The organism is Pseudomonas sp. Mn2068 (assembly GCF_049319725.1).
GTDB classification, from domain to species: Bacteria; Pseudomonadota; Gammaproteobacteria; order Pseudomonadales; family Pseudomonadaceae; genus Aquipseudomonas; species Aquipseudomonas gingeri.
In genome coordinates this window covers 46056-71044 of the sequence record NZ_JBMOUG010000013.1, presented here as the reverse complement: position 1 = coordinate 71044, position 24989 = coordinate 46056, and the positions used below count along the sequence as shown (strand labels likewise).

Here is a 24989-nt window from a genome sequence, read left to right as displayed (position 1 = left end):
TTACCCCTTGACTGCGCCGGCCGTCAGCCCGCGCACGAAATACTTGCCTGCGACCACATAGACCAGCAGGGTCGGCAGCCCGGCGATCATCGCCGCTGCCATATCAACGTTGTATTCCTTGACCCCGGTACTGGTGTTGACCAGGTTGTTCAGCGCCACCGTGATGGGCTGCGAATCACCGCTGGAGAACACCACGCCGAACAGGAAGTCGTTCCAGATCTGGGTGAACTGCCAGATCAGGCAGACCATGATGATCGGGGTCGACATCGGCAGGATGATCCGCCGGAAGATGGTGAAGAAACCCGCGCCATCGAGGCGTGCCGCTTTCACCAGCGCATCGGGAATGCTCACGTAGTAGTTGCGGAAGAACAGCGTGGTGAACGCCAGGCCGTAGACCACATGGACGAACACCAGGCCGGTGGTGGTGCTGGCCAGGCCCATCTTGCCAAGGGTGAACGAGGCCGGCAGCAGTACGGTCTGGAACGGCAGGAAGCAACCGAACAGCAGCAGCCCGAAGAACAGCTGCGAACCACGAAAGCGCCACATCGACAGCACATAGCCGTTCAACGCACCGATGGCGGTGGAGATCAATACCGCCGGGACGGTGATCTTGATCGAGTTCCAGAAGTAACCGTTGACCGTGGCCCAGGCCTTGACCCAGCCGATGTCGGTGATCACCGTCGGCCAGCTCAGCAGGTTGCCGGTACTGATGTCTTCCGGCGACTTGAAGCTGGTCAGCAGCATCACTACCAGCGGCACCAGATAGAGCAGCACGGCGAGAATCAGCACCGCGTAGATCGCGATGCGACTCAGGCTGATGGAAGGTTTGGCGGCGAAACTAGTCATTACGCTTGGTCCTCAGCTCGGAGTACAGGTAAGGCACGATGATCGCGAGAATCGCACCGAGCATCAGGATCGCACTGGCCGAGCCCATGCCCATCTGGCCGCGACTGAAGGTGAAGGAGTACATGAACATGGCCGGCAGATCGGACGAGTAGCCAGGACCGCCAGCGGTCATCGCCGCCACCAGGTCGAAGCTCTTGATCGCGATGTGCGCCAGGATCATCACCGCGCTGAAGAACACCGGACGCAGGCTGGGCAGCACCACTTTCCAGTAGATCCGCGGCAGGCTCGCGCCATCGATCTGGGCGGCACGGATGATCGACTGGTCGACACCACGCAGGCCGGCGAGGAACATCGCCATGATAAAGCCCGAGGCTTGCCATACCGCGGCGATCACCAGGCAATACACCACGCGGTCGGGGTCGATCAGCCAGTCCAGGCGGAAGCCTTCCCAGCCCCAGTCACGCAGCAGTTTGTCCAGGCCCATGCCAGGGTTGAGCAGCCATTTCCAGGCGGTGCCGGTGACGATCATCGAGAGCGCCATCGGGTACAGGTAGATGGTGCGGATGAAGCCTTCGCGACGGATGCGCTGGTCGAGGAACACCGCCAGCAGCACGCCGATCACCAGGGTGACGCCGATGAACAACCCGCCGAAGACCGCCAGGTTCTTGCTCGCCACCCACCAGCGGTCGTTGTCGAACAACCGCGCGTATTGCGCCAGGCCTACCCATTTGTAGGTCGGCAGGAAAGTCGAGTTGGTGAACGACAGAACGAACGTCCACAGGATGTAGCCGTAGAAGCCCACCAGGACGATGAACATGCTGGGCGCCAGCACCAGTTTGGGTAGCCAGCGCTGCAATGCATCGAACGGCGAGGCTTTGCTGAACACAGCAACAGAACTCATGGGAAAATCCAGTACAGGGAAAAAGACTACATGCAGATCCCTCGTGGGAGCCGGCTTGCTGGCGATGACGGTGTGTCAGTGGATAAATCCGCTGGATGACATTCCGCTATCGCTGGCAAGCCAGCTCCTACAGGGGGTTTCCGGTTACTTGGCGGACTTGACCGCCGCGCCGAGCTTCTTGGCGGCATCGGCCGGATCGGCTTTCGGGTCGTTGATGTAGTTGGTCACTACGTCAAAGAACGCACCCTGTACCGCCAGCGTGGTCGCCATGTTGTGCGCCATGCTCGGCTGCAGGCCGCCGGTCTTGGCATCTGCCAGGAAGTCCTTGGCCGCGGTCTGGGCGCAGGAGTCGAAACCGTACTTGCCCATGTCGCTCAGCATGTCGTTGCGAACCGGGATCGAACCCTTGTTGATGCTGAAGACTTTCTGGAAGTTTTCACCCAGCACGACCTTGGCGATGTCCTGCTGACCGGCAGCGGTGCCCTTGTCTTTCTGCTTGAACACCGCCAGGGAGTCGATGTTGTAGGTGAAGGCCTTGTCGGTGCCCGGGAAGGCTACGCACTCGTAGTCCTTGCCAGCGACTTTCTTGGCCGCGGTCCACTCGCTCTTGGCCCAGTCGCCCATGATCTGCATGCCGGCCTTGCCATTGATGACCTTGGCCGCTTCGAGGTTCCAGTCCTGGCCCTTGCCGTCGACGTCCATGTAGGTCGCGACTTTCTTCAGCTCGGTCAGCGCCTTGACCATTTCAGGACCGGTCAGGGTGGCGTTGTCCAGGTCGACCAGGGCTTTCTTGTAGCCATCGACACCCATGACCGAGAGCACCACCGCTTCGAAAACGGTGCTGTCCTGCCAAGGCTGGCCGCCGTGGGCGAGCGGAATGAAGCCCGCGGCCTTGAGCTTGTCACCGGCAGCGTAGAATTCCTGGAGGGTGGTCGGTGGTTTTTCGATCCCGGCTTTCTTGAAGACTTCCGGGTTGATCCACAGCCAGTTGACGCGGTGGATGTTCACCGGCACGGCCACGTATTCACCGTCGTACTTCACGGTATCGGAGACTTTCTTGTCGAGCAGGCTGTCCCACTTCTCTTCCTTGGCAACGCCCTTCAGGACGTCGGTATCGAGCAGACCGGTGGACGCCCATTCCTGGATGTCCGGACCCTTGATCTGCGCGACGCCTGGCGGGTTGCCGGCAACCGCGCGGCTTTTCAGCACGGTCATGGCCGTGGCGCCGCCACCGCCGGCGACAGCGCCGTCCTTCCAGGTGAAACCATCTTTTTCAACCTGGGCCTTGAGCACATCGACAGCCGCTTTTTCACCACCGGACGTCCACCAGTGAACCACTTCCACAGTCCCTTTCGAGTCTGCGGCCTGTGCGCTGAGAGGAAACAACGAGGCGAGAGAAATCACTGCGGCGAGGCGAGAAATCGAATTCATCTGAGTACCTTTCTTGTTGTTATGCATGCAAGTCTGGTGCTTGCGCTGCATGGGATTCTAGTCAAGGCACGCCCCGTCGCAGGTAACGAAGGGACGTGCAAATGTCACGGCATGGTTACATGTATCTATAACCGTTTTTTTGGCGCCGAGGCCCGTGCCAGAGCGCTCGCGAGACTCGGTGCCAGTGGCAGGCAGGGTAACAGTACCGCCTGGTAGGCATGATAGAGATCGGGTTTGCCACCCCAGATGCGTGCACCGGGCTGGTTATGCTCATCGAGTTCGTGATGCCAGCTGCCGTGCAGCCGGTCGATAAAGTGCAGCTCGTTGAAGTCCCAGAAGCGCCGGTACCAGGTTTCGTACTGCTCCTCGCCCGTGCGCCGCAGCAGTGCCGCCGCCGTCGCGCTCGCCTCGCAATGCACCCAGTGCAGGCGCTCGCGGACCACCGGGCGATTTTCCCAGTCCAGGGTGTAGACCACACCGGGCGCACCGTCCGCCGCCCAGCCATGGCGGCAGGCGCTGGCAAACAGTTCACGGGCATCCGCCAGCAGCCACTGCGGCGTCTCCAGCCCGGCCGCACGGCGGGCGGCCTCAAGGTGCAGCACCAGCCGCGCCCATTCGAAACCGTGACCCGGGGTCGTGCCGTAGGGGCGGAAACCGTCGGCGGGGTTGTCCTCGTTGTAACCCGGCAAGGGTTGCCAGTGACGATCGAAATGCTCGATGACCATGAAGCCGTTGGCCGCCGCCTGCTGGTGGATCAGTCGCTCGACGATGCGCAGGGCGCGGTCGAGCCAGCGGCTGTCGCCGGTGACATCGGCCAGGGCGAGGAAAGCCTCGGTGCCGTGCATGTTGCTGTTGGCGCCGCGATAACTTTCCTCGTTGCTCCAGTCACGGGTGAAGGACTCGCGCAGAGTGCCCTCTTCCTCGCTCCAGAAATGCGTGTCGATCACCCGGATCGCCTCGGCCAGCAGGCCGGGAGCTTCCGGGCTGCCGGCGACCACCGCCGAGCTGGCGGCGAGCGCCACGAAGGCATGCAGGTAGGCGGCCTTGCCACTGTTGCCATCGCGATGCTCGGCCACGGCATACCAACCGCCGAAGGTCGCATCGCGCAGCGGCCCCCAGAGCGCGGCGACACCGTGGTCGACCAGCTCGCGGCAACCGGGAATCCCCTGGACATGGGCCATGGCGAAACTGTGGGTCATGCGCGCGGTGTTCATGGTTTCGGCCATGGACCCGGGCGGCAGGCAGCCACGCGCATCCAGATTGCCGAAACCTTCGGGCAGCCTGGAGGCCTTGGCGAACGACAGCAGGCGCTGTCCTTCTGCCATCAACCAGGCGTGGTGAGCAGGAGCATCCAGCCAACTGCCGGACGGAAATTCAACGCTGTCGCCAGTCATGGGCGTCGCCTTTTCTTGTTATTCAGTCTTGTTGTTCAGAGCCGGGTCGCAGGCCCGCCATGCTGCGGATTCTAACCAGCACCCCGCGGACAACAGGTAACGAAGGCCGGTGAAAATGTCACCAGCCGGTGACAATGCCTTGTCCCGACAATCCGCCGCATCAGGGCTTTTGCCATCCGGTAGGAAAAACGCCGATTAGGCCGCGTCCCTTTTCAGTGTAGGAGCGCTCCCTAAGCAGTTTTCCCACATTGAAGGCCGCCGTTGCCTGGGCGAACCTTCCAGACTTCATCCATGACATGACCCATGAAAGCCCACGCCCGCAAGGAGGCATGCCCCATGGTTAACGACAACCCGCACCTGGCCCGTCAGTGCTGCATTTTTCCGTTGCACCGGGGAGGGATGCAGTACGCCTGGAAAGTGGAAGTGCGACGCGACGGCCAGCCCCTGAGCAAGACCTTCACCTTCGCCGAGCATGGTGGCGAACAGGGCGCGCGCCTGGCGGCCGAGTCATGTCGCAATGCGCTGGTGCTGAAGATGCAGCCCATGCCCACCACCGAAAGCCGCCAACGCCTGTTGCCGCACAACACCAGCGGTCATCCGGGTGTCCTGCGGGTGGAGTCCAACAACACCGGTTACTGGCGCGCCAGTACGCGGATTCACGGCTACAGCCTGAGCAGGAGTTTCAGTGTCGAGCGTTATGGCGAGGAACAGGCCAAGCGCCTAGCCCTGGCTGAACGCCAACGGCAGCTGGCGCTGTGTGACGAGCCCTATGAAAAGGCCATGGAAACCCTGCAGCAACACTTCAGCCAGACCAATTCGCGCCTGCGTGAGCACCGTATCCAGGCCGCCATCGGCCAGGCCCGGCAGACGGCCGCCTCAGCCGACAGCCAGTTGCCGAACACCCCGGAAGCGTCGCTGACGATCAGTCCGGAACAGGCGCTGCTATCAATCAGTCGGCATTTCGCGGCAAGTACAAAGTAACCCGCAGGCCACCTTCACGCAGGTTCTGCAGGCTCACTTCGCCGCCATGGCTGTGGGCGATATTGCGCGCGATGCCCAGCCCCAGGCCGTAGCCCTGCTGTTGGCCGGACAGGCGGAAATGCGGCTCGAACACCTGCTCCAGGCGCTGCTCGGGCACCCCGGGACCTTCGTCATCGACGTGCAGGACAAAGACCTCGTCATCGTCCTCGATATGCAGGTGAGCCTTGTCACCGTACTTGAGGGCGTTGTCGATCAGGTTGCCCATGCAACGACGCAGCGCCAGCGGCTTGCCGGGAAAGGCCGCCAGGGCACGACCATCCAGCGTGACCCGGCCGTTGCCGTTGGGCGGCAGGTAGGGTTCGATCAGGCAATCGAGGGCGTGGTTGAGGTCCACCGGCTCGATATTCTCGTGGATATCGGTGTCCTTCACACACTGCAAGGCGCCCTTGACCAGCATCTCCAGCTCGTCGAGATCACGGCCGAACTTCACTTGCAGCTTCTCGTCCTCGAGCAGTTCGACCCGCAGTCGCAGGCGTGTGATGGGTGTGCGCAGGTCATGGGAAATAGCGCTGAACAACTGGCTGCGCTCGGTCAGGTAGCGGCTGATGCGTTCACGCATGGTATTGAGGGCCCGGCCGACCTCCATCACTTCGCTGCCGCCGCCCTCCAGCACCGGCCGCACTTCCTCCGCCCCCAGCGACATATCCCGGGCCGAACGGGCCAGGCGCTTGAGCGGACGGCTCTGCCAGTGCACCAGCAGGCCGATGAACAACAGCAGGAAACCGCTGGTGAGCAGGATGAACCACAGCTGCTGGGACGGCAGCCCCTCCTCCTCCAGGCTGGTGTAGGGCTCGGGTAGCAACGAGGCGATATACAGCCACTCGCCCGGCGACATCTGGATCTGCGTCACCAGCACCGGCGGATTGACCGGCTCCAGCGTCAGCGCGTAGTGGGCCCAGGAACGCGGCAGCTCGTCGAGCTTCAGGCCACCGTTGAAGATCCGCAGGTCGTCGGGGCTGACGAAATTCACCGAGATATCGACATCGTTGCCCAACGACTGGCGCAGCACCTCGTGGACGGCATCGAGTACCGCGGTCTTGCGCGGGGTCGGTCCCAGCAGTTTCATGTCCAGCGGCTTGTCGTTCAGGGTCACGACGAAACGCGTCCCCCCCATGCTGCGCAGTTGGTCGAGCACCAGTGGCCGGTAGGCCAGGGGCAACGAGCGCAGGTAGCTGACACTGGCGGTCATCGAGTGCGCCAGGCTGCGGGCACTGGTCACCAGGCCTTCGAGCTGGGTAGCGCGCAGTTGCGAAAGCCAGATGGCACTGGACAGAGTCTGGGCCAGCAGCACCGCGAACAGCGTCAACAGCAGCATCCGCCCCAGCAGCGAACGCGGGACCGGCAAGCGCCGGCGCAGATCAGAGAGCATTGGCGGTGGTGACGTTGGCGGCCAACTGATAACCGCTGCCGCGCACCGTGCGAATCAGCCGGGGAGGTTTCTCGGTGTCCCGCAGGCGCTGGCGCAAGCGGCTGACGGCCATGTCGACGATCCGGTCCAGGGGCATCAGGTCACGGCCACGGGTGGCATTGCCGATGGTGTCGCGATCGAGGATCTCCTGGGGATGGTCGAGAAACAGCTTGAGCAAGGCGAAGTCGGCGCCGGAGAGAATCACTTCCTCGCCGTCGACGTGGAACAGCCGGTGGCTGACCGTGTCCAGGCGCCACTCGTCGAAGGCCAGCACTTCGCTGCCGCTGCGTTCCTGGCCGAACTGGGCACGACGCAACAGCGCCTTGATCCGGGCCTGGAGTTCGCGGGGGCTGAAGGGTTTGCCCAGGTAATCGTCGGCACCCAGCTCCAGGCCGATGACCCGGTCGGCTTCGTCGGAACTGGCGGTGAGCATGATGATCGGCACCTGGGCCTGGCGCGGGTGCTGGCGGACCCAGCGGCAGAGGCTGAAGCCGTCTTCGTCGGGGAGCATCACATCAAGGATGACCAGGTCGCTGTGGGCATCGTTCAGCGCCTGGCGAAAACCGGCGCCATCACCGACCGTGCGCACCTGGAAACCGGCACGACTGAGGTAGGTGTCCAGCAGTTCACGGATTTCCTGGTCATCGTCGACCAGAAGAATGGACTTACTGACTGCGCTCACGGTGGGCGTCCTTGTTGTTGTGGGTAGGACCGAAACGCGGATTATGCCTTAATCGATTAAGCCGTGAAGCTGTGTTGCCTGTACTGATCGCTGATGATTCCTACGGACCACGCAGGAACCATCAACATTGCGGATCAGTTCGCAAACGCCTGCTGCAAGGCCACCCCCGCGCCGATCAGGCCGGAATACGGTGCCGTCACCAGCCATACCGGGATGCCCTTGAAGTAGTCGCTCATGCAGCCCTTGTCGGCGAAGCTGCGGGCAAAGCCGCTCTTGACGAAGAAGTCGGCAAAGCGCGGAATCACGCCACCGACGATATACACGCCACCCCGTCCGCCCGTGGTCAACACGTTGTTGCCCGCGACCCGGCCCAGCCAGCAGCTGAATTGCTCCAGCACTTCCAGGGCGATCGGATCGCCCGCCAACCCCGCGGCGGTGATCGCTTCCGGCGTCTCCAGCACCGGTGCATGCCCATCCACCGCGCAGATGGCCCGGTAGACCCGCGGCAGGCCACCGCCACTCAATGCGGTTTCGGCGCTGACATGGCCGATCTCATCGTGGATGTGCCGCCAGAGCTGGGTTTCCCGCGGGCTGCTCAACGGCAGGTCGACGTGTCCGCCCTCGCCCGGCAGCGCCATGAAGCGGTCGTCGCCCAGGTGCAGCAAGGTTCCAACCCCCAGGCCGGTTCCCGGACCGATCACCACGGCCGGGCGCAGCGGCTCCGCGGTGCCTTCGCAGACCACGCGGAAATCACCGGGCTCGAGGCGGGTCATGCCCAGGGCCATGGCCGAGAAATCGTTGACCAGCAACAGCTCATCGACCCGCAAGGTCGCGCAGAAGGCCTTGCGGCTCAGACGCCAGTGATTGTTGGTGAAACGGAACTCGTCACCGCTGACCGGGCCGGCCACCGACAGGCAGACCGCGCCGACCGCGCCCAATTCCAGTCCCAGCTCGCTCAGATAGACCTTGATGGCGTCTTCCGGACAGGCGTGATCGGCGGTGGCGAGCACCTTGACCGAATCCAGGCCGTTGTCTTTCCACAGGGCGAAGCGGGCGTTGGTGCCGCCGATATCGCCAACCAGGGCCAATTTCATTTCAGGGTCTCCAGGGCCGAAGTGAACGCACTGGCCCCCTGCTCCGCCGAGCTGAAGGCCATGCGCATGAAGCCGAACAGTTCGCGGCCACAGCCGGTATTATTACCCAGCAGACCGATCGCCGGCTCGCGCGCGGCGAATTCGGCGTCATCGACCAGCACCTTCAGCGTCCCGTGGACACCGTCGACACGGATCACGTCACCGTCCCGTACCCGCGCCAGCGCGCCGCCCACATGGGCTTCCGGACAGACATGGATAGCCGCCGGGATCTTGCCCGAGGCGCCGGACATGCGCCCGTCGGTCACCAGCGCGACCTTGAAGCCGCGATCCTGCAGCACGCCGAGGAACGGGGTCATCTTGTGCAGCTCCGGCATACCGTTGGAGCGCGGGCCCTGGAAGCGCATCACCGCCACGAAATCCTTCTCCAGCAGACCGGCCTTGAACGCATCGGCCAGGTCCTGCTGGTCCTGGAACACCACCGCCGGCGCTTCGACGACCTGGTGTTCCGGAGCCACGGCGGAGACCTTCATCACACCGCGGCCCAGGTTGCCTTCCATCACCCGCAGGCCACCCTCGGGGGAGAAGGCACGGGCCACCGGACGCAGGATGTTTTCATCGAGGCTTTCGATCGGGCCTTCCCGCCAGACCAGTTCGCCGTCCTGCAGGAACGGCTCGCGGGTATAACGGCTGAGGCCGTGACCGGCCACGGTGTTGACGTTTTCGTGGAGCAGGCCGGCTTCCAGCAGTTCGCGGATCAGGAACGACATGCCACCCGCCGCCTGGAAGTGGTTGATGTCGGCCTTGCCGTTCGGGTAGACGTGGGACAGGGTCGGCACCACCTCGGAGAGGTCGGCCATGTCCTGCCAGGTCAGCTGGATCCCGGCGGCCTGGGCGATGGCCGGCATGTGCAGGGTATGGTTGGTCGAACCGCCGGTGGCGTGCAGGGCCACGATGGAGTTGACCAGCGAGCGCTCGTCGACGATTTCGCCGATCGGCATGAAGCTGCCGCTCTGCTTGGTCAGGCGCGTGACCTGGAAGGCCGCCTCGCGGGTCAGCGCATCGCGCAGCGGGGTATTCGGGTTGACGAAGGACGCGCCCGGCAGGTGCAGGCCCATGACTTCCATCAGCAACTGGTTGGTGTTGGCGGTACCGTAGAACGTGCAGGTGCCCGGGCTGTGGTAGGACTTCATCTCCGACTCCAGCAGCTCCTCGCGACTGGCCTTGCCTTCGGCGTAACGCTGGCGGACGTCGGCCTTCTGCTTGTTGGAAATGCCCGAGACCATCGGCCCGCCCGGCACGAAGATCGTCGGCAGGTGACCGAAACGCAGCGCGCCCATCATCAGGCCAGGCACGATCTTGTCGCAGATACCGAGCATCAGCGCGGCATCGAACATGTTGTGGGACAGCGCCACGGCAGTGGACATGGCGATCACTTCGCGACTGGCGATCCCCAACTCCATGCCCGGCTCGCCCTGGGTCACGCCATCGCACATCGCCGGCACACCGCCGGCGAACTGGCCGACCGAGCCGATCTCGCGCAGCGCCTGCTTGATCTGCTCCGGATAGGTTTCGTAAGGCTGGTGGGCGGAGAGCATGTCGTTATATGACGAAACAATTGCCACGTTGGCGGCATTCATCATGCGCAGGGTGTTTTTGTCTTCGGTGCCGCACCCGGCCACGCCGTGGGCGAAGTTCGCGCACTGCAGCTTGCCGCGTACCGGACCGTCGCTGGCGGCGCCGCGAATCAGTGCCAGGTATGCCTCGCGGGTGGCGCGACTGCGGGCGATAAGACGTTCGGTGACCTCAAGAACGCGGGGATGCATGTGTAGAACTCCAGGCTAACGGATGTGGCGACCTGTGGTTCCAAGCTGACCGAAAGCCGCGCAGGACAGGGCTTTTCAATCATCTGGACCTGTTGAATCAGGTCACTCGTTGTAGATAAAACAAAATATTGCCACTAAAAAGGCTTGTTTTCTATTTTTATGCGAATAATCTTGTAATTCCAACAACAAAACTACGACAGGCGCTTTCCTCATGACGCTACGAATCGCAATCAACGGTTTTGGCCGTATCGGCCGCAACGTCCTGCGCGCACTCTATACCCAAGGTTACCGCCAGGACCTGCAGGTCGTCGCCATCAACGATCTGGGCGATAGCTCCATCAATGCCCATCTGCTCAAGTACGACACCGTCCACGGTACCTTCGATGCCAGCGTAGAGCATGACAACGAAAGCCTGACCGTCAACGGCGACCGCATCTCGGTCAGCGCGATCCGCAATCCGGCCGAACTGCCCTGGGCCGCCGAAAAGATCGACGTGGTCTTCGAATGCACCGGTCTGTTCACCGACCGTGCCAAGGCCGCCGCGCACCTGAGCGCCGGCGCCCGCAAAGTGATTATTTCCGCACCGGCCAAAGGCGCCGATGCCACCGTGGTGTACGGGGTCAACCATGACATCCTGCGCCAGTCGCACCAGATCATCTCCAACGCGTCGTGCACCACCAACTGCCTGGCCCCGGTGGCCCAGGTGCTGCACCGCGAGCTGGGCATCGAAAGCGGCCTGATGACCACCATCCATGCCTACACCAACGACCAGAACCTGACCGACGTCTACCACACCGACCCGTACCGCGCGCGTTCGGCGACCCAGAACATGATCCCGAGCAAGACCGGTGCCGCCGAAGCCGTCGGCCTGGTACTGCCGGAACTGGCGGGCAAGCTGACCGGCATGGCCGTGCGTGTGCCGGTGATCAACGTATCGCTGGTCGACCTGACCGTGCAGCTCAAGCGCGAAGCCAGCGCCGACGAGGTCAACGCACTGCTCAAGGAAGCCAGCCAGCACTCGAAGATCCTCGGCTACAACACCCTGCCGCTGGTTTCCAGTGACTTCAACCACAATCCGCTATCGTCGATCTTCGACGCCAACCACACCAAGGCCAGCGGCAAGCTGCTCAAGGTCCTGGCCTGGTACGACAACGAGTGGGGTTTCTCCAACCGCATGCTGGATAACTGCCTGGCTCTTTGCAACGCGGAATAAGCGCACAGGCAACGAAGCGACGGGCAGGGAGCAGGACCGATGATAGGTATCAGTTTTACCCGCAACACCATGGCGGCGCGCAAGCGTATCGCCCTGGTGGCCCATGATCACTGCAAGGTATTCCTGCTCGATTGGGCCGAGCGGCAAAAGGAGCGCCTGGCCCGGCACGAACTGGTGGCGACCGGCACCACCGGCCTGCTGCTGAACAAGCGCCTCGGCCTGCCGGTGGAAAGCATGATCAGCGGCCCGCTGGGCGGCGACCAGCAGCTCGGCGCGCGGATCGCCGAGCAGCGTGTCGATTTGCTGGTGTTTTTCTGGGATCCCTTCGAACCACAGCCCCACGATCCGGATATCAAGGCCTTGCTGCGGGTCGCGGCGGTCTGGAACATTCCCGTGGCCTGTAACGAATGCACCGCCGACTACCTGCTCAGCAGCCCGCTGATGGAACAGGCCCACGAGTATCGGGTTCCGGACTACGACGCCTATCTGTCAGCGAGGCGCTAGCCTCGACGGGCCGTACCGACAGACCGGCCGGACAAAGGAAAAAGCCTCGTGGGTCACGAGGCTTTTCGAGAGGGCAAGGGCGCGTCAACTTTGCGGCTTCAGTCCCTGGGAAAGACCGAACATGAACAACAGCAGATCATGATCGGGCTTGACGTCCCCACCCACCTTGGCCACCCGCGGCAACGGACAGTGCCCGGTGCCATTGGCCGTGGTGAGTATCCGGGTGCCTGGCTGCTCCCAGGCCACCAGGGCCAGCGACGCAATAGCCAGTGCACTGAGCAAAAACAAACCTCGAGCTATTTCTAACTTCATCGCCGTAAACCTTTGATGGTGCTGCCGAACGCCATACCGTAAAAGTAGCTCAGCTTGTTCCAGTCCGTGTCATTCCACGACGAATGGCGCCGCAGTTGTTTCATGTCATGGGCGGCCGCCCGACGACGACTCAGGCGCTGGCGGGCTTTCTCCAGGTCCAGCAGGGCCACCTCGACATTGGCCGACTCACCCTCGCCACTGACCCGGACAAACACGTGCTTGATATACAGGCAGCCGTGCTGCCAGCGACCGCGATGCATCCGCGCCAGGGTGCCGGCCAGCTCCTGCAGCACACGATCATGCACGGCCTCGCCGTGGCGCTCGCGACCACCTTCGGCATACCAGTTCTCGATCTCGATGAAACCGTCCAGGGCCGCCGTCACCAGCAGGGCCTGCCATGCCCCCTCGCTGCTGCGCCGGGCGCCGCAGAACACCAACTCGGGCACCGCCACATCAAGCATGCGCAACCCCTTCAGCGCAGCCTGCTCGCGCAGGACCGTCGGTCGGCCGAAGGGGTGCAACAGGCTGCGGTAGGTATGCCCCACCTGGCGTTTCACATACAACAGTCGACCGCTCGTACCCATCAACCGCTGGACACCACTTTCCCCGCCTCGGCGCTGGTTGGGCTCTTCAACCCACTCGCCCTTCTGTTGCCAGAAATATTCGAAGCGATTCTCGGTGACATCTTTCGCGTGCGATACGTACTCAACGGTCATCCTGTTACCTCTTGCGCAATATATAAACCCGCCACATGGCGTAGAGCGGGAAAAAATCCAGGTGTTCCTGGATGCGAAAACCCGCTTGCCTGAATTCTTCTTCTACCTTGGCCGCAGGCAACACATAGCGGTTCTGGTAACCGTCCTGTGCACCGTCGGCCTGTCGTTCGCGCTCCAGCCGCTTGCGCCGCCAGGCCTTGAAATTCCCGTCGACCCAGAGTGAAACGATCACGCTGTCACGGGTTACCCGCTGGAACTCCTCCAGCAATGCCACACGATGCGCCGATTCGCCGATATGGTGTAGCAGACGCATGCAGAAAATGCTGTCGACGGCGTTATCAGGCAAGTCGATATCAAATGCCGACGTCTGCAGCGGTCGTATCCGCTTGACCACCTCGGCCGGCTGCGCCTTGAGCGCGGTTTCCAGCATGGGCGCCGAGTTATCGGCACCGATGATCACCCGGTTGGGCTTCTCCGCCAGCAGCGGCCAGAACCGTCCGGCCCCACAGGGCAAGTCGAGCACCAGGCCCGGCTCGCCCGCCAGGGCCAACGCGGCACGCGCCAGTTGCTCATCACGCTTGTGGGACAACCGACGAGCCAAGCCATCCTTGTGCTTGAGCAGATACTGTTGAGCATGTTTGTCGTCGTACTTGTCGGAAAATTCAAGTTTTATCGGGGAATTCATCACCATCTCCTGTAGCTGACAGCGCTACATTAGGTCGGTGCGTGTTAGCGACAGGTCGTCCCCTCGTGAAAATTTTGTTCTGTCCCGAACAAACCATTACAAAGTTTTACAGGCTAGACGTGATAGCCGAGGGCCATATCTGTACACTTCGACGAAGTCTGTGCCCTGAAGAAACAGGGCACGGCAGGAAATCAGGCAGCGGGCCGCGCCAGGTCCACATGGAAGCGGCAACCACTGGGCTCCATGGTCGTCAGGCTGACAGACCAGCCCTGGTTCTCGCAGATCCGTTGCACCAGCGAAAGCCCCAGCCCCAGGCCCTCACCCCGTTTCTCATCACCCCGCACAAAAGGCTGGAACATCGCCGCGCGCTTTTCTTCCGGGATCCCGACACCGCTGTCCTCGACCACGAACCCCGACGGTTCGAGGGTCAGGCGGATAAAGCCGTGTTCGGTGTAGTGCAGGGCATTGCGCAACAGATTGCCCATCACCGCATGCAGGAAGGTCGCGTTGTAACGGGTATCCAGGGGACTGCCCGGCTCGAAGATCAGCTCCAGGCCTTTCTCTTCGATAGGCGCCCGCCACAGGCCGATCAGATCCTCGGCCACCAGCTTGAGCGAAACCTGCGGTGACATGCTGGCGTCTTCACGCTGGGCACGGGCCAGCATCAGGAAGGTCTGCACCAGCTCGCGCATTTCCTCGCAGGCCCGGGCAATACGTTCGACCTGATTACGCCCGCGCTGATCGATCGCCGGGTTTTCCAGCAGCAGCTCGCAGGAACTGGCCAGCACCATCAGGGGCGTGCGCAACTCGTGGCTGACATCACTGGTAAACAGCCGTTCGCGGGTCAGGGCCTGACGCAAGCGTCCCAGCGTCGCGTCGAACGCCACCGCCAACTCACCCACCTCATCCGCCGCATAGTCGGGCGCCAGGGGCGGTGCGAGCCCGAGCAACTGGTCACGGTGACGTACCTGGCGGGCCAGCCGCACCACCGGGGCCATCACCCGTCGGGCCAGGACCCAGCCGAGGAACACCGCCAGGGCGAGGGCCAGGACAAATCCCACCAGCACCACCGCGAACAGCACCCGCTCGCGCTCCTCGAAGTCGCTCTGGTCCTGCAGCAGCACGTAGCGCCGGCCGTCGACGACCTCGACCATGGCGTGATAGGACAGCTGTTCGCGAAAGACTTCATGAAATCCGGGATCGAGGTGGCGCAAATCCTTGGGCAACTCGAAATCGCCCTTGCCGCCACTGTAGTAGAACAACTGGTCGGGCTCGGGCCGGTGGCTCCAGTCCCCCACGCTGTCCATCAACAGCAGGCGCTGCAGATCCCCACCCAGGCCGGCAGAGATGAGTTTTTCCTCGACCAGGTGGACCGTGGCGACGATCCCCATGGCAAAGGCCCCCGCCACCAACGCGCTCATCAGGGCAAAGGCGATGATGATGCGCTGGGCAAGACTCTGCTTAAACTCCATCACGGCCCTCGGCCAGGCGGTAACCAACGCCGTGCACGGTGTGCAGCAACGGCTTGTCGAACGGTTTGTCGATCACCTGGCGCAACTGGTGCACATGGCTGCGCAGGCTGTCGCTGTCCGGGCAGTCGTCGCCCCAGAGGGCTTCCTCGAGAATCTCCCGGCGCAAGACGTGCGGGCTTTTCTGCATCAGCACCGCCAGCAGCTTCAGGCCGACCGGATTGAGCTTGAGCAGGCGACCCTGGCGGGTGACTTCCAGGGTATCCAGGTCATAGCTCAGGTCACCCACCTGCAAGGCGCGCCGGCCGCCACCCTGGGCACGACGCAGCACCGCCTCGATACGTGCAGCCAGTTCCGACAGGGCGAAGGGCTTGAGCAGGTAGTCATCGGCACCGGACTTGAAGCCCTGCAAACGATCATCGAGCTGGTCACGGGCCGTCAGCATGATCACCGGGGTGTCACGCCGGGCATCCTCGCGCAAGCGCTTGCACAGGGTGTAGCCGTCGATCCCGGGCAGCATGATATCGAGCACGATCAGGTCGTAGTGCTCGGTAGCGGCCAGGTGCAGACCCGACAGGCCGTCCTGCGCGCAATCGACGGTATAGCCTTTAAGCCCCAGGTAGTCGGCCAGGTTGGCGAGGATATCGCGGTTGTCTTCAACCAGTAGAATTCGCATGGGTACTCTCTCCGTACGCGGTAACGGCCGTCTTGGCCCGCGCAGCTTAAGGTGTAGTTCGGCTCACGGCTAGGGCGCGAAGATTTAATGGTTTTTTCACCCGGGGTTCACGGTACGGGCACAGCCTCACCGCTAAAATCGGGCATCCCCCCTCTATTATCCCTGGCCCGGCGCCCTCCCCAGCGGCCTGGCGGCCGGTCATCGGGAGAAAAGCGCGCCCATGAAAAAGCCCCGCACCAGGCGGGGCTTTTCTGTACGGGAGCCGGGTGGCTTACATCATGCCGCCCATGCCACCCATGCCGCCCATGTCTGGCATGCCGCCGCCAGCTGCGCCTTCTTTCTTCGGTGCTTCAGCCACTGCTGCTTCGGTGGTCAGGATCAGACCGCCGATGGAGGAAGCTGCCTGCAGCGCCGAGCGGGTCACCTTGGTTGGATCCAGGATGCCCATTTCGATCATGTCGCCGTACTCGCCGGTCGCAGCGTTGTAACCGAAGTTACCCTTGCCGTTCTTGACTTCGTTGACCACGACGCTTGGCTCGTCACCGCTGTTGGCGGAGATCTGGCGCAGCGGTGCTTCAACGGCACGACGCAGGACAGCGATACCGACGTCCTGATCGGCGTTGTCGCCTTTCAGTTCGCTGATGGCTTGCAGGGCACGGATCAGTGCCACGCCACCGCCAGGGACCACGCCTTCTTCGACGGCTGCGCGGGTTGCGTGCAGGGCGTCTTCAACGCGGGCTTTCTTCTCTTTCATTTCAACTTCGGAACCGGCACCGACCTTGATTACAGCAACGCCACCGGACAGCTTGGCCAGGCGCTCTTGCAGTTTTTCACGGTCGTAGTCGGAGGAAGTCTCGGCAACCTGGGCACGGATCTGGGCGATGCGGGCTTCGATATCGCCCTGTACGCCAGCACCGTCGACGATGATGGTGTTTTCCTTGGACAGGGTGACGCGCTTGGCGCTACCCAGGTGGTCCAGGGTAGTGCTTTCCAGGCTCAGGCCGATCTCTTCGGAGATGACGGTACCGCCGGTCAGGACAGCGATGTCCTGCAGCATGGCCTTGCGACGATCGCCGAAGCCCGGTGCCTTGACGGCAGCGACCTTGACGATACCGCGCATGTTGTTCACAACCAGGGTCGCCAGGGCTTCGCCTTCGACGTCTTCGGCCACGATCAGCAGTGGACGGCCGGCTTTGGCAACGGCTTCCAGCACTGGCAGCATTTCGCGGATGTTGGAGATCTTCTTGTCCACCAGCAGGATCAGCGGGCCGTCCAGTTCGGCGACCATGGTGTCCGGCTTGTTGACGAAGTACGGGGACAGGTAGCCACGGTCGAACTGCATGCCTTCAACGACCGACAGTTCGTTTTCCAGGCCCGAGCCTTCTTCAACGGTGATCACGCCTTCTTTACCGACTTTTTCCATGGCTTCGGCAATGATGTCGCCGATGGAGTTGTCGGAGTTGGCGGAGATGGTACCTACCTGGGCGATGGCCTTGGTGTCGGCGCAAGGCTTGGACAGGGCCTTCAGTTCCTTGACGATGGCGATGGTCGCCTTGTCGATGCCGCGCTTCAGGTCCATCGGGTTCATGCCGGCAGCGACAGCCTTCAGGCCTTCGTTGACGATCGACTGGGCCAGAACGGTAGCGGTGGTGGTACCGTCGCCAGCGTCATCGTTGGCACGGGAGGCAACGTCTTTGACCAGCTGCGCGCCCATGTTTTCGAAACGGTCTTCCAGCTCGATTTCCTTGGCAACGGAAACGCCGTCCTTGGTGATGGTCGGAGCGCCGAAGCTCTTCTCGATGATCACGTTACGGCCTTTCGGGCCCAGGGTCGCTTTTACCGCGTCAGCCAGGACGTTGACGCCTTTGAGCATTTTCTTGCGGGCGGAGTCGCCAAACAGAACTTCTTTAGCAGCCATGATCGTAATTCCTTGAATACTTTGTCGTAGCGGGAAAAATGAGCGGGAATCAGCCTTCGATAACAGCGAGAATCTCGTTCTCAGCCATTACCAGCAGGTCTTCGCCGTCTACTTTCACAGTGTTGCTGCCGGAGTAAGGGCCGAACACAACCTTGTCACCCACTTTCACGGCCAGCGCACGAACTTCACCGTTGTCCAGCACGCGGCCGGTACCTACAGCGAGAACTTCACCGTGGTTGGCTTTCTCGGCAGCCGAACCTGGCAGGACGATGCCGCCAGCGGTTTTCTTTTCTTCTTCGCTGCGACGGATGACGACGCGGTCATGCAGAGGACGAAGCTTCATTGTCGATCTCTCCTAATTATGGTTTTCAGCGACCGGTATCGATACCGGCCTGTTAGCAAATCCGGCGTGGCCGGTTGCGGCTCGACAAGCGAACCGCAGAAGACTGTCTGGCGATTTACGCCAAAAACCTTGCGGTGACCGTTACATAGGGGCGCCAAAGGTAATTACAAGGGCAAGGTGACGATTTTTTTTGCAGGTGACAGTTCCCGTAAAACACACACGGCACCCGAAGGTGCCGTGCGGGGTGATAGCGATCGATCAGGAGTCGCGGTGTTCGAACTCGCCTTCGATCACATTCGGCTGACGGCCATTGGCCGGCGCGGCGCCGTGCTGGCCACGTGCATGCAGGTCGTCGGCGAAGGCACGCTGGCGCATAGCCTGTTCCTCGGCGCGGCGACGCATCCTGCCGACCGCCAGTCGACGGGTGACCGGCAACAGCAACAACAGGCCGAGCACATCACTGATAAACCCCGGCAACAGCAGCAGGCCACCACCCAGGGCCAGCATCAGGCCCTCAAGCACGGTCTGGGCCGGCAACTCTCCACGGCTCAAGCTTTCACGCGCCCGGAACGCGGTAGCCAGACCGGCCACCCGCAGGACCAGCACACCAAGCGCCGAACCGACAATGATCAGGGCCAGCGCCGGGAAAAAGCCGATGGCCGTGCTGACCTGGAAAAACACATACAGCTCTAGCACCGGAAACAGCAGAAAGAGCAATAGAAAAGCGCGCATCAAATGGTTCCTCTACGGAAGAATGCCTTCCAGTAAACATCAGATGACGTCGGCACTTCGTGAATTCAAGCCTCGGCCGCCTGCTTTTTCGGCCATTGCTGCGCGTGGGCCAGGGAAACCAGGGCCTCGCGAACCTGCGCCGGCGTGTTGCAAGGTGTTTCAAAAGCCAGCCAATACAAGCCCTGGCCGATCCGCAGGTGCATCCCTTCCGTGTCGATACCCGCCAACTGGGCCGGTACGCTGCGTGGCAGCCCGGCCAGTTCGACATAATGGGCAATCGCCTTGGCATGATCGCTGTTCATGTGTTCGACCATGCTGACTTCCGCCTTGCCGGCGAACGGGTTGGCCAGGGTCACCTGGTCCAGCCAGTGGATCGCGCCGAAGCCGCCGATATAACGATGACGCACCGGCTTGAGTACCCAGAAATCGAAATCATGGGCCTTGTGGTAATTCGCCGAGTCCGGGAAGTAACGGTAGTAGCGCTCGGCGGCCGCTTCGATGGCCTCGGGCTCGACGAGCTTCTCGGCCTCGGCCAGATAGGTCAGGCGGCCGACCGCCTGGACATCCTCGGCCTCCCGCTCGCCCACCAGCAGGGAACATTTCGGGTCTTTCTGCAGATTGTGGGTGTGCTGGGCGATCCGGCTGATCAGGATCAGCGCACGGCCCTGGTCATCCAGGCAGTAAGGCACCACGGAGCCGAACGGAAAACCGGGCATGGCCTTGGAATGCGTCGACAACACGCCCCGGTACTCCTTGAGCAGCAACTCACGCGCATTCTTGGCAACTTCAACGCTCACCTTGTGACTCCTCATGCAAAATCCACTGGTTGCCTTATAGCATCCCCGGCCCTTACCAGGCCACGCCGAAGCCGACGGTGTAGCGGGTCTTGTTGAGGCTGGTGTCATCGTCGCCATTAATGATGTCGCGTTCGGCCTTGAGGTTCAGCGAAGCCCACTCGGTCACCTTGTAACGCAGGCCCATGTCGGCATCCAGGGAGTACTTGGAAGGGCCGCTCAACGGCCGGCCGACCTCGCCGGTGGTGAAGAACTCCACGGTCTTGCCGATCAGGTACCGGTTGTAGTCCCACTTCATGCCCAGTGAGTAGAAATTCTTCTTCTCGCCATCGTCATATTCGTAGTGGGTGTTGTTGACCAGCGCGCCGAGGGAGAACGCCCCCAGCTCATCATCCCAGAACTGGTAGCCCGGGCCGGTACCGACGGTGCGCTGGCGGGACAGGTCCTCGACCCGGTCGCGCTTGTAGGTCAGGCGCCCCTGCCAGAACCATTTTTCAGTGATGAAGCGGTCGAGGGCGTACTCGACCCCCCAGTTGTCCGTGGTCACCACATTGTCCTGGAACTCGCGGTTGTACTCGCCTTCGGCGTGATGCCGCCAGGCGCCATGGCGGGCCGTGGTCTTGAAGTCGATGTCGTAGTCGTCGGTGTCTTTTTCCGCGCGCTTGTAATCCAGGGCCACATCGACGTTGCCTTTCCAGACCAGGTCTTCGATCACCGGCTTGGGTTTGACGATCTGCTGGATGCTCGCCAGTTCCACGGTCTTCGGCGCCTCGCCATTGGCCAGGGTCACCTTGCCGGCCTCGGCGGCCTGCAACGACTTGGTCTTCTCGCCGGTGTAGGCATCCTGCTTGACCAGCAGTTCCTGATCGCTTTCCAGGGTCTTGACCTGGGCCCAGTCCACCGCAACGGCTCCGGCGTACTCGGTCTGCACAAGCAGCTTGCCGCCGTCGAACAGCTTGATCTTGCCACTCAGGCGATCACCGTTCTTCAACCAGACGGTATCGGCCAGCAAGGGCGTGGAAGCGCTGAAAACAGCAAGGCACAGCAGGGTTCTGGACAACATAGGCAACACAGGGCTCGGGTTTGCGGAAAAAAAACGGCATTATCCCGCTGGACAATGCCTTAACAAGGACTGACCGGGCAAACAGGAGTCGAGTTCAATAATCACTCTTAATAAGCGGAAATCTCTTACTTTCAGAGGCAAAAATTTTCCATAGGAATGGACCCGTGAGCGAAGAAACAGCCAGTGAAAGCCCGGCCCAGATGCGGCGTACGGCCCTTTACCTGACCCTGGCCCAGGTGCCCGAAGGCAAGGTCGTCACCTATGGCCAACTGGCCGAACTCGCCGGACTCGGTCGGGCGGCCCGCTGGGTCGGACGGACCTTGAGCCAATTACCGGCCGATACCCGCCTGCCCTGGCACCGCGTATTGGGTGCCGGTGGTCGGATCAGCCTGCCGGTCGGCAGCCCGTCCGGCGACGAACAACGCGCCCGGCTGCGCACCGAAGGCCTCAGCGTCCTGAACAATCGTGTCGATATCAAGCGTCATGGCTGGCGCCCGATAGAGCACAGCGGTTAGAGTGCGCGCTTTGTTTCCGTCAACCCTGAGGCAGACTCCAGCCCATGCCCCGTAAAACCTGGCGCGCCGCGCTCGCCGCCTATGCCAGCCCCTCGACATTAGTGCTGTTGCTGCTCGGTTTCGCTGCCGGTCTGCCTTACATGTTGGTGTTCTCGACGCTTTCGGTCTGGCTGCGCGAGGCCGGTGTAGCCCGCGAAACCATCGGTTATGCCAGCCTGATCGGCCTGGCGTACGCCTTCAAATGGGTCTGGTCGCCCTTGCTCGACCAATGGCGCCTGCCGCTACTCGGCAAACTGGGTCGCCGCCGCTCCTGGCTGGTCCTGGCACAAACCCTGATTGTCCTCGGATTGATCGGCATGGGCTTCTGCGACCCGCAGAAACACCTGTCCTGGCTGATTGCAATCGCCGTCCTCGTCGCCTTCGCCTCCGCCACCCAGGACATCGCGGTCGACGCCTATCGCCTGGAAATCGCCAACGACAGCCAACAGGCCGCCCTCGCCGCCAGCTATATGTCCGGCTACCGGGTCGCCGCGCTGCTGGCGACCGCCGGCGCGCTGTTTTTCGCCGAAGGCTTCGGCTCCACCGGCTTCAGCTACAAGCACTCGGCCTGGACCGGCACCTATGTGCTGTTCGGCGTCCTGATGATCCCCGCCCTGCTCACCACTTTATTCATGCGCGAACCGCCGGTACCGTTGCGTACCCAGCTGTCCGCCGGACGCTACAGCTTCGTGCACCAGCTGGCGTCGGTATTCGTGCTGATCATCCTGCTGGTCTCGGTACCGGCAATGTTCACCCAGCTCTACAACACCGACTTCGCCAGCGTGCTGTTCCACGGCGTCAGCCTGCTCGACCTGCTCCTCGAAGACCGCGCCTTCCTGCGCGCGATCCTCTACACCACGCTGACCGTGCTCTGCCTTTCAAGCATGGGCCGCCGCGGACTGGCGCCGGTGCTCACCCCGGTCAACGACTTCATCATCCGCTACCGCTGGCAGGCCCTGCTGCTGCTCGGGCTGATCGCCACCTACCGGATGTCGGACACGGTGATGGGGGTGATGGCCAACGTCTTCTACATCGACCAGGGCTTCACCAAGGACCAGATCGCCGGGGTCAGCAAGATCTTCGGCCTGATCATGACCCTGCTGGGCGCCGGCATGGGCGGCCTGCTGATCGTGCGCTTCGGCATCCTGCCGATCCTGTTCATCGGCGGCGCCGCCTCGGCAGGCACCAACCTGTTGTTCATGCTGCTGGCCGACATGGGGCCGAACCTGAAGATGCTGATTGTCACCATTTCCCTGGACAACTTCAGCTCGGGCCTGGCGACCTCGGCCTTCGTCGCCTACCTGTCAAGCCTGACCAACCTGAAGTTCTCCGCCACCCAGTACGCCCTGCTCAGTTCCATCATGCTCCTGCTGCCACGGCTGATCGGCGGCTATTCGGGGGTGATGGTCGAGAAGTTCGGCTACCATAAGTTCTTTATCGCCACGGCGATAATGGGCGTACCGACCCTGGTGCTGATCGCCGTGCACTGGTATCAGGAAGTCCGTCGCGGTGGTGCTACGCCTTCGCCCACCGAAGACGTACAGGAAACCCCGTAAACACTGGGGGAGCCCGGCTCCCCCCGCGTCAGACCGGCCACACGCCTGTACGTCGCCGGATCCCGCCCGTACAATGCTCCGTCATTTCTAGCCATCAGCAACGACAACGGCCAACCATGCGCACCAGTCAATATTTGCTCGCCACACAGAAAGAAACGCCTTCCGATGCGGTCGTGATCAGCCACCAGCTGATGCTGCGCGCCGGGATGATCCGCAAACTCGCTTCTGGCCTGTACACCTGGCTGCCCATGGGCCTGCGCGTGATGCGCAAGGTCGAAGCCATCGTGCGTGAAGAAATGAACGCCGCCGGCGCCCTGGAAGTGCTGATGCCGGGCATCCAGCCGGCCGAGCTGTGGCAGGAATCCGGCCGCTGGGAACAGTACGGCCCCGAGCTGCTGCGCCTGAAGGACCGCCATGACCGCGACTTCTGCGCCGGCCCGACCCACGAGGAAGTGATCACCGATCTGTGCCGCAACGAATTGAGCAGCTACAAGCAGTTGCCGATCAACCTGTACCAGATCCAGACCAAATTCCGCGACGAGATCCGTCCACGTTTCGGCCTGATGCGCGGTCGTGAATTCATCATGAAGGACGCCTACTCCTTCCACGCCGACCAGGCATCGCTGCAGGTCACCTACGACCGCATGCACCAGGCCTACTGCAACGTCTTCACCCGCCTGGGCCTGCGCTTCCGTCCGGTCGAAGCGGACAACGGCTCCATCGGCGGTGCCGGCTCCCACGAATTCCACGTGCTGGCCGAGTCCGGCGAAGACGATATCGTCTTCAGCAACGGCTCCGACTACGCGGCGAACATCGAGAAGGCCGAAGCCGTGCCGCGGGAGACCTCGCGTCCCGCACCAAGCGAAGAACTGCGCCTGGTCGACACGCCCGATGCAAAAACCATCGCGCAGCTGGTCGAAGGCTACAACCTGCCGATCGAAAAGACCGTCAAGACCCTGATCGTCCACGCCGAAGAAGAAGGCAAGCTGATCGCCCTGATTATCCGTGGCGATCACGAGTTGAACGAAATCAAGGCCGCCAACCAGCCTGGCGTCGCCAATCCGCTGGTCATGGCTTCCGACGCCGAACTGCGTGACGCCATCGGCGCCGGCGCCGGCTCCCTCGGCCCGCTGAACCTGCCACTGCCGATCATCATCGACCGCTCGGTCGAGCTGATGAGCGACTTCGGCGTCGGTGCGAACATCGACGACAAGCACTACTTCGGCCTGAACTGGGAACGCGACCTGCCAGTACCGACCGTCGCCGACCTGCGCAACGTCGTCGCCGGCGACCCGAGCCCGGACGGCAAGGGCACCCTGGAAATCAAGCGCGGTATCGAGGTCGGGCATATCTTCCAGCTCGGCACCAAGTACAGCGAAGCGATGAAGTGCCAGGTCCTGGGCGAAAACGGCAAGCCGGTCACCCTGACCATGGGCTGCTACGGCATCGGCGTGTCCCGCGTGGTGGCCGCGGCCATCGAGCAGAACAACGATGACAACGGCATCATCTGGAGCGACAGCCTCGCGCCGTTCCAGATCGCCCTGGTACCGCTGCGCTACGAAACCGAACAGGTTCGCGAAGCCACCGACAAGCTCTACGCCGAACTGACGGCCGCCGGCTTCGAAGTGCTGCTGGACGACCGCGACAAGAAAACCAGCCCGGGCATCAAGTTCGCGGACATGGAACTGATCGGTATCCCGCACCGGATCGTGGTCAGCGACCGCGGCCTGGCCGAAGGCAACCTGGAATACAAGAGCCGTACCGAGGCCGAGGCGCAAGCGCTGCCGGTCGCCGATGTACTGGCGTTCCTTCAGGCCCGTATCCGTCGCTGAGC

At 62.4% G+C, this 24989-nt stretch carries 24 protein-coding genes; 6 read left to right on the top strand and 18 right to left on the bottom strand.

What is annotated here, in order from left to right; genetic code table 11:
• From ACL9RJ_RS24740 to ACL9RJ_RS24725, 4 genes are all read right to left on the bottom strand, one after another.
• Positions 1-846, bottom strand: coding sequence for a carbohydrate ABC transporter permease (locus tag ACL9RJ_RS24740; RefSeq protein ID WP_103032781.1), 846 nt, complete (start codon positions 844-846; stop codon positions 1-3).
• Complete coding sequence (locus tag ACL9RJ_RS24735) at positions 839-1747, bottom strand: carbohydrate ABC transporter permease (RefSeq protein ID WP_042935312.1); 909 nt, start codon at positions 1745-1747, stop codon at positions 839-841. The genes ACL9RJ_RS24740 and ACL9RJ_RS24735 overlap by 8 nt, the downstream gene beginning before the upstream one ends.
• A gap of 144 nt (positions 1748-1891) precedes the next feature.
• Positions 1892-3178, bottom strand: a complete 1287-nt coding sequence (locus tag ACL9RJ_RS24730) for an ABC transporter substrate-binding protein (RefSeq protein WP_177084448.1) — start codon at positions 3176-3178, stop codon at positions 1892-1894.
• Positions 3179-3303: 125 nt separating this feature from the next.
• Positions 3304-4572: an AGE family epimerase/isomerase gene (locus ACL9RJ_RS24725; protein ID WP_177117782.1), complete on the bottom strand. Its 1269-nt coding sequence runs from the start codon at positions 4570-4572 to the stop codon at positions 3304-3306.
• A gap of 336 nt (positions 4573-4908) precedes the next feature.
• Between ACL9RJ_RS24725 and ACL9RJ_RS24720 the strand changes: the two genes are divergently transcribed.
• Complete coding sequence (locus ACL9RJ_RS24720; RefSeq protein ID WP_177084444.1) at positions 4909-5553, top strand: AP2/ERF family transcription factor; 645 nt, start codon at positions 4909-4911, stop codon at positions 5551-5553.
• Here ACL9RJ_RS24720 and ACL9RJ_RS24715 read toward each other — a convergent pair.
• The 4 genes from ACL9RJ_RS24715 to edd all read right to left on the bottom strand — a co-directional run bounded on the left by ACL9RJ_RS24715 (position 5522) and on the right by edd (position 10620).
• Positions 5522-6982 carry a HAMP domain-containing sensor histidine kinase gene (locus ACL9RJ_RS24715; RefSeq protein WP_042935313.1) on the bottom strand — a complete coding sequence of 487 codons (1461 nt, stop codon included), beginning with the start codon at positions 6980-6982 and terminating at the stop codon, positions 5522-5524. The two genes, ACL9RJ_RS24720 and ACL9RJ_RS24715, sit on opposite strands and share 32 nt — an antisense overlap.
• The gene (locus tag ACL9RJ_RS24710) at positions 6972-7703 is read right to left on the bottom strand and encodes a response regulator (RefSeq protein WP_017126236.1); all 732 of its coding nucleotides are present in this window, start codon (positions 7701-7703) and stop codon (positions 6972-6974) included. Before ACL9RJ_RS24710 ends, ACL9RJ_RS24715 begins: the two co-directional genes overlap by 11 nt.
• A 134-nt stretch (positions 7704-7837) precedes the next feature.
• Complete coding sequence (locus ACL9RJ_RS24705) at positions 7838-8797, bottom strand: glucokinase (protein ID WP_017126237.1); 960 nt, start codon at positions 8795-8797, stop codon at positions 7838-7840.
• Complete coding sequence (gene edd, locus ACL9RJ_RS24700) at positions 8794-10620, bottom strand: phosphogluconate dehydratase (RefSeq protein ID WP_017126238.1); 1827 nt, start codon at positions 10618-10620, stop codon at positions 8794-8796. Before edd ends, ACL9RJ_RS24705 begins: the two co-directional genes overlap by 4 nt.
• Before the next feature lie 211 nt (positions 10621-10831).
• Between edd and gap the strand changes: the two genes are divergently transcribed.
• Positions 10832-11833, top strand: coding sequence for a type I glyceraldehyde-3-phosphate dehydrogenase (gap, locus tag ACL9RJ_RS24695; protein ID WP_017126239.1), 1002 nt, complete (start codon positions 10832-10834; stop codon positions 11831-11833).
• Between the two features lie 39 nt (positions 11834-11872).
• Positions 11873-12337, top strand: coding sequence for a methylglyoxal synthase (locus tag ACL9RJ_RS24690; RefSeq protein WP_017126240.1), 465 nt, complete (start codon positions 11873-11875; stop codon positions 12335-12337).
• Positions 12338-12421: 84 nt separating this feature from the next.
• Here the strand turns inward: ACL9RJ_RS24690 and ACL9RJ_RS24685 are convergent, their stop codons facing one another.
• The 10 genes from ACL9RJ_RS24685 to ACL9RJ_RS24640 form a co-directional block, all read right to left on the bottom strand.
• Positions 12422-12649, bottom strand: a complete 228-nt coding sequence (locus ACL9RJ_RS24685) for a hypothetical protein (protein WP_042935314.1) — start codon at positions 12647-12649, stop codon at positions 12422-12424.
• On the bottom strand, positions 12646-13365 hold the full coding sequence (locus ACL9RJ_RS24680) for a lipopolysaccharide kinase InaA family protein (RefSeq protein WP_017126242.1): 720 nt from the start codon (positions 13363-13365) through the stop codon (positions 12646-12648). Before ACL9RJ_RS24680 ends, ACL9RJ_RS24685 begins: the two co-directional genes overlap by 4 nt.
• A 4-nt stretch (positions 13366-13369) precedes the next feature.
• Entirely contained in the window at positions 13370-14050 is a 681-nt protein-coding gene (locus tag ACL9RJ_RS24675; protein WP_017126243.1) for a class I SAM-dependent methyltransferase, read from the bottom strand.
• Between the two features lie 191 nt (positions 14051-14241).
• Complete coding sequence (locus tag ACL9RJ_RS24670; RefSeq protein ID WP_017126244.1) at positions 14242-15522, bottom strand: sensor histidine kinase; 1281 nt, start codon at positions 15520-15522, stop codon at positions 14242-14244.
• Complete coding sequence (colR, locus tag ACL9RJ_RS24665) at positions 15512-16195, bottom strand: two-component system response regulator ColR (protein WP_017126245.1); 684 nt, start codon at positions 16193-16195, stop codon at positions 15512-15514. Before colR ends, ACL9RJ_RS24670 begins: the two co-directional genes overlap by 11 nt.
• A 271-nt stretch (positions 16196-16466) precedes the next feature.
• Positions 16467-18113 (bottom strand): chaperonin GroEL, encoded by a 1647-nt coding sequence (groL, locus tag ACL9RJ_RS24660; RefSeq protein WP_017126246.1) that lies wholly within the window; start codon positions 18111-18113, stop codon positions 16467-16469.
• Between the two features lie 49 nt (positions 18114-18162).
• Positions 18163-18456, bottom strand: coding sequence for a co-chaperone GroES (locus tag ACL9RJ_RS24655; RefSeq protein ID WP_017126247.1), 294 nt, complete (start codon positions 18454-18456; stop codon positions 18163-18165).
• Positions 18457-18714: 258 nt separating this feature from the next.
• On the bottom strand, positions 18715-19188 hold the full coding sequence (locus tag ACL9RJ_RS24650; protein ID WP_017126248.1) for an FxsA family protein: 474 nt from the start codon (positions 19186-19188) through the stop codon (positions 18715-18717).
• A gap of 65 nt (positions 19189-19253) precedes the next feature.
• Entirely contained in the window at positions 19254-19985 is a 732-nt protein-coding gene (locus ACL9RJ_RS24645; protein WP_017126249.1) for a HugZ family protein, read from the bottom strand.
• A gap of 52 nt (positions 19986-20037) precedes the next feature.
• Positions 20038-21045, bottom strand: coding sequence for a DUF481 domain-containing protein (locus tag ACL9RJ_RS24640; RefSeq protein WP_042935315.1), 1008 nt, complete (start codon positions 21043-21045; stop codon positions 20038-20040).
• A 200-nt stretch (positions 21046-21245) separates the two neighbouring features.
• Here ACL9RJ_RS24640 and ACL9RJ_RS24635 point away from each other — a divergent pair, with 200 nt between their 5' ends.
• The 3 genes from ACL9RJ_RS24635 (at position 21246) to ACL9RJ_RS24625 (ending at position 24987) form a co-directional block, all read left to right on the top strand.
• A complete protein-coding gene (locus ACL9RJ_RS24635; protein WP_218165327.1) occupies positions 21246-21560 on the top strand; it encodes an MGMT family protein in 315 nt (104 codons plus the stop codon).
• Between the two features lie 44 nt (positions 21561-21604).
• Positions 21605-23155 (top strand): AmpG family muropeptide MFS transporter, encoded by a 1551-nt coding sequence (locus ACL9RJ_RS24630; protein ID WP_017126252.1) that lies wholly within the window; start codon positions 21605-21607, stop codon positions 23153-23155.
• A 116-nt stretch (positions 23156-23271) separates the two neighbouring features.
• A complete protein-coding gene (locus tag ACL9RJ_RS24625; RefSeq protein ID WP_017126253.1) occupies positions 23272-24987 on the top strand; it encodes a proline--tRNA ligase in 1716 nt (571 codons plus the stop codon).
• Positions 24988-24989: the final 2 nt, after the last annotated feature.

What these genes read in the sequence shown, in the direction of transcription:
- ACL9RJ_RS24685 (WP_042935314.1), bottom strand. Translation starts at nt 12,649, where the DNA reads ATGAAGTTAGAAATAGCTCGAGGTTTGTTTTTGCTCAGTGCACTGGCT.
- ACL9RJ_RS24635 (WP_218165327.1), top strand. Translation starts at nt 21,246, where the DNA reads ATGCGGCGTACGGCCCTTTACCTGACCCTGGCCCAGGTGCCCGAAGGC.
- ACL9RJ_RS24640 (WP_042935315.1), bottom strand. Translation starts at nt 21,045, where the DNA reads ATGTTGTCCAGAACCCTGCTGTGCCTTGCTGTTTTCAGCGCTTCCACG.
- ACL9RJ_RS24630 (WP_017126252.1), top strand. Translation starts at nt 21,605, where the DNA reads ATGCCCCGTAAAACCTGGCGCGCCGCGCTCGCCGCCTATGCCAGCCCC.
- ACL9RJ_RS24705 (WP_017126237.1), bottom strand. Translation starts at nt 8,797, where the DNA reads ATGAAATTGGCCCTGGTTGGCGATATCGGCGGCACCAACGCCCGCTTC.
- ACL9RJ_RS24725 (WP_177117782.1), bottom strand. Translation starts at nt 4,572, where the DNA reads ATGACTGGCGACAGCGTTGAATTTCCGTCCGGCAGTTGGCTGGATGCT.
- ACL9RJ_RS24715 (WP_042935313.1), bottom strand. Translation starts at nt 6,982, where the DNA reads ATGCTCTCTGATCTGCGCCGGCGCTTGCCGGTCCCGCGTTCGCTGCTG.
- colR (WP_017126245.1), bottom strand. Translation starts at nt 16,195, where the DNA reads ATGCGAATTCTACTGGTTGAAGACAACCGCGATATCCTCGCCAACCTG.
- gap (WP_017126239.1), top strand. Translation starts at nt 10,832, where the DNA reads ATGACGCTACGAATCGCAATCAACGGTTTTGGCCGTATCGGCCGCAAC.
- ACL9RJ_RS24720 (WP_177084444.1), top strand. Translation starts at nt 4,909, where the DNA reads ATGGTTAACGACAACCCGCACCTGGCCCGTCAGTGCTGCATTTTTCCG.
- ACL9RJ_RS24675 (WP_017126243.1), bottom strand. Translation starts at nt 14,050, where the DNA reads ATGAATTCCCCGATAAAACTTGAATTTTCCGACAAGTACGACGACAAA.
- ACL9RJ_RS24730 (WP_177084448.1), bottom strand. Translation starts at nt 3,178, where the DNA reads ATGAATTCGATTTCTCGCCTCGCCGCAGTGATTTCTCTCGCCTCGTTG.
- ACL9RJ_RS24655 (WP_017126247.1), bottom strand. Translation starts at nt 18,456, where the DNA reads ATGAAGCTTCGTCCTCTGCATGACCGCGTCGTCATCCGTCGCAGCGAA.
- ACL9RJ_RS24740 (WP_103032781.1), bottom strand. Translation starts at nt 846, where the DNA reads ATGACTAGTTTCGCCGCCAAACCTTCCATCAGCCTGAGTCGCATCGCG.
- groL (WP_017126246.1), bottom strand. Translation starts at nt 18,113, where the DNA reads ATGGCTGCTAAAGAAGTTCTGTTTGGCGACTCCGCCCGCAAGAAAATG.
- ACL9RJ_RS24690 (WP_017126240.1), top strand. Translation starts at nt 11,873, where the DNA reads ATGATAGGTATCAGTTTTACCCGCAACACCATGGCGGCGCGCAAGCGT.
- ACL9RJ_RS24650 (WP_017126248.1), bottom strand. Translation starts at nt 19,188, where the DNA reads ATGCGCGCTTTTCTATTGCTCTTTCTGCTGTTTCCGGTGCTAGAGCTG.
- edd (WP_017126238.1), bottom strand. Translation starts at nt 10,620, where the DNA reads ATGCATCCCCGCGTTCTTGAGGTCACCGAACGTCTTATCGCCCGCAGT.
- ACL9RJ_RS24625 (WP_017126253.1), top strand. Translation starts at nt 23,272, where the DNA reads ATGCGCACCAGTCAATATTTGCTCGCCACACAGAAAGAAACGCCTTCC.
- ACL9RJ_RS24735 (WP_042935312.1), bottom strand. Translation starts at nt 1,747, where the DNA reads ATGAGTTCTGTTGCTGTGTTCAGCAAAGCCTCGCCGTTCGATGCATTG.
- ACL9RJ_RS24680 (WP_017126242.1), bottom strand. Translation starts at nt 13,365, where the DNA reads ATGACCGTTGAGTACGTATCGCACGCGAAAGATGTCACCGAGAATCGC.
- ACL9RJ_RS24670 (WP_017126244.1), bottom strand. Translation starts at nt 15,522, where the DNA reads ATGGAGTTTAAGCAGAGTCTTGCCCAGCGCATCATCATCGCCTTTGCC.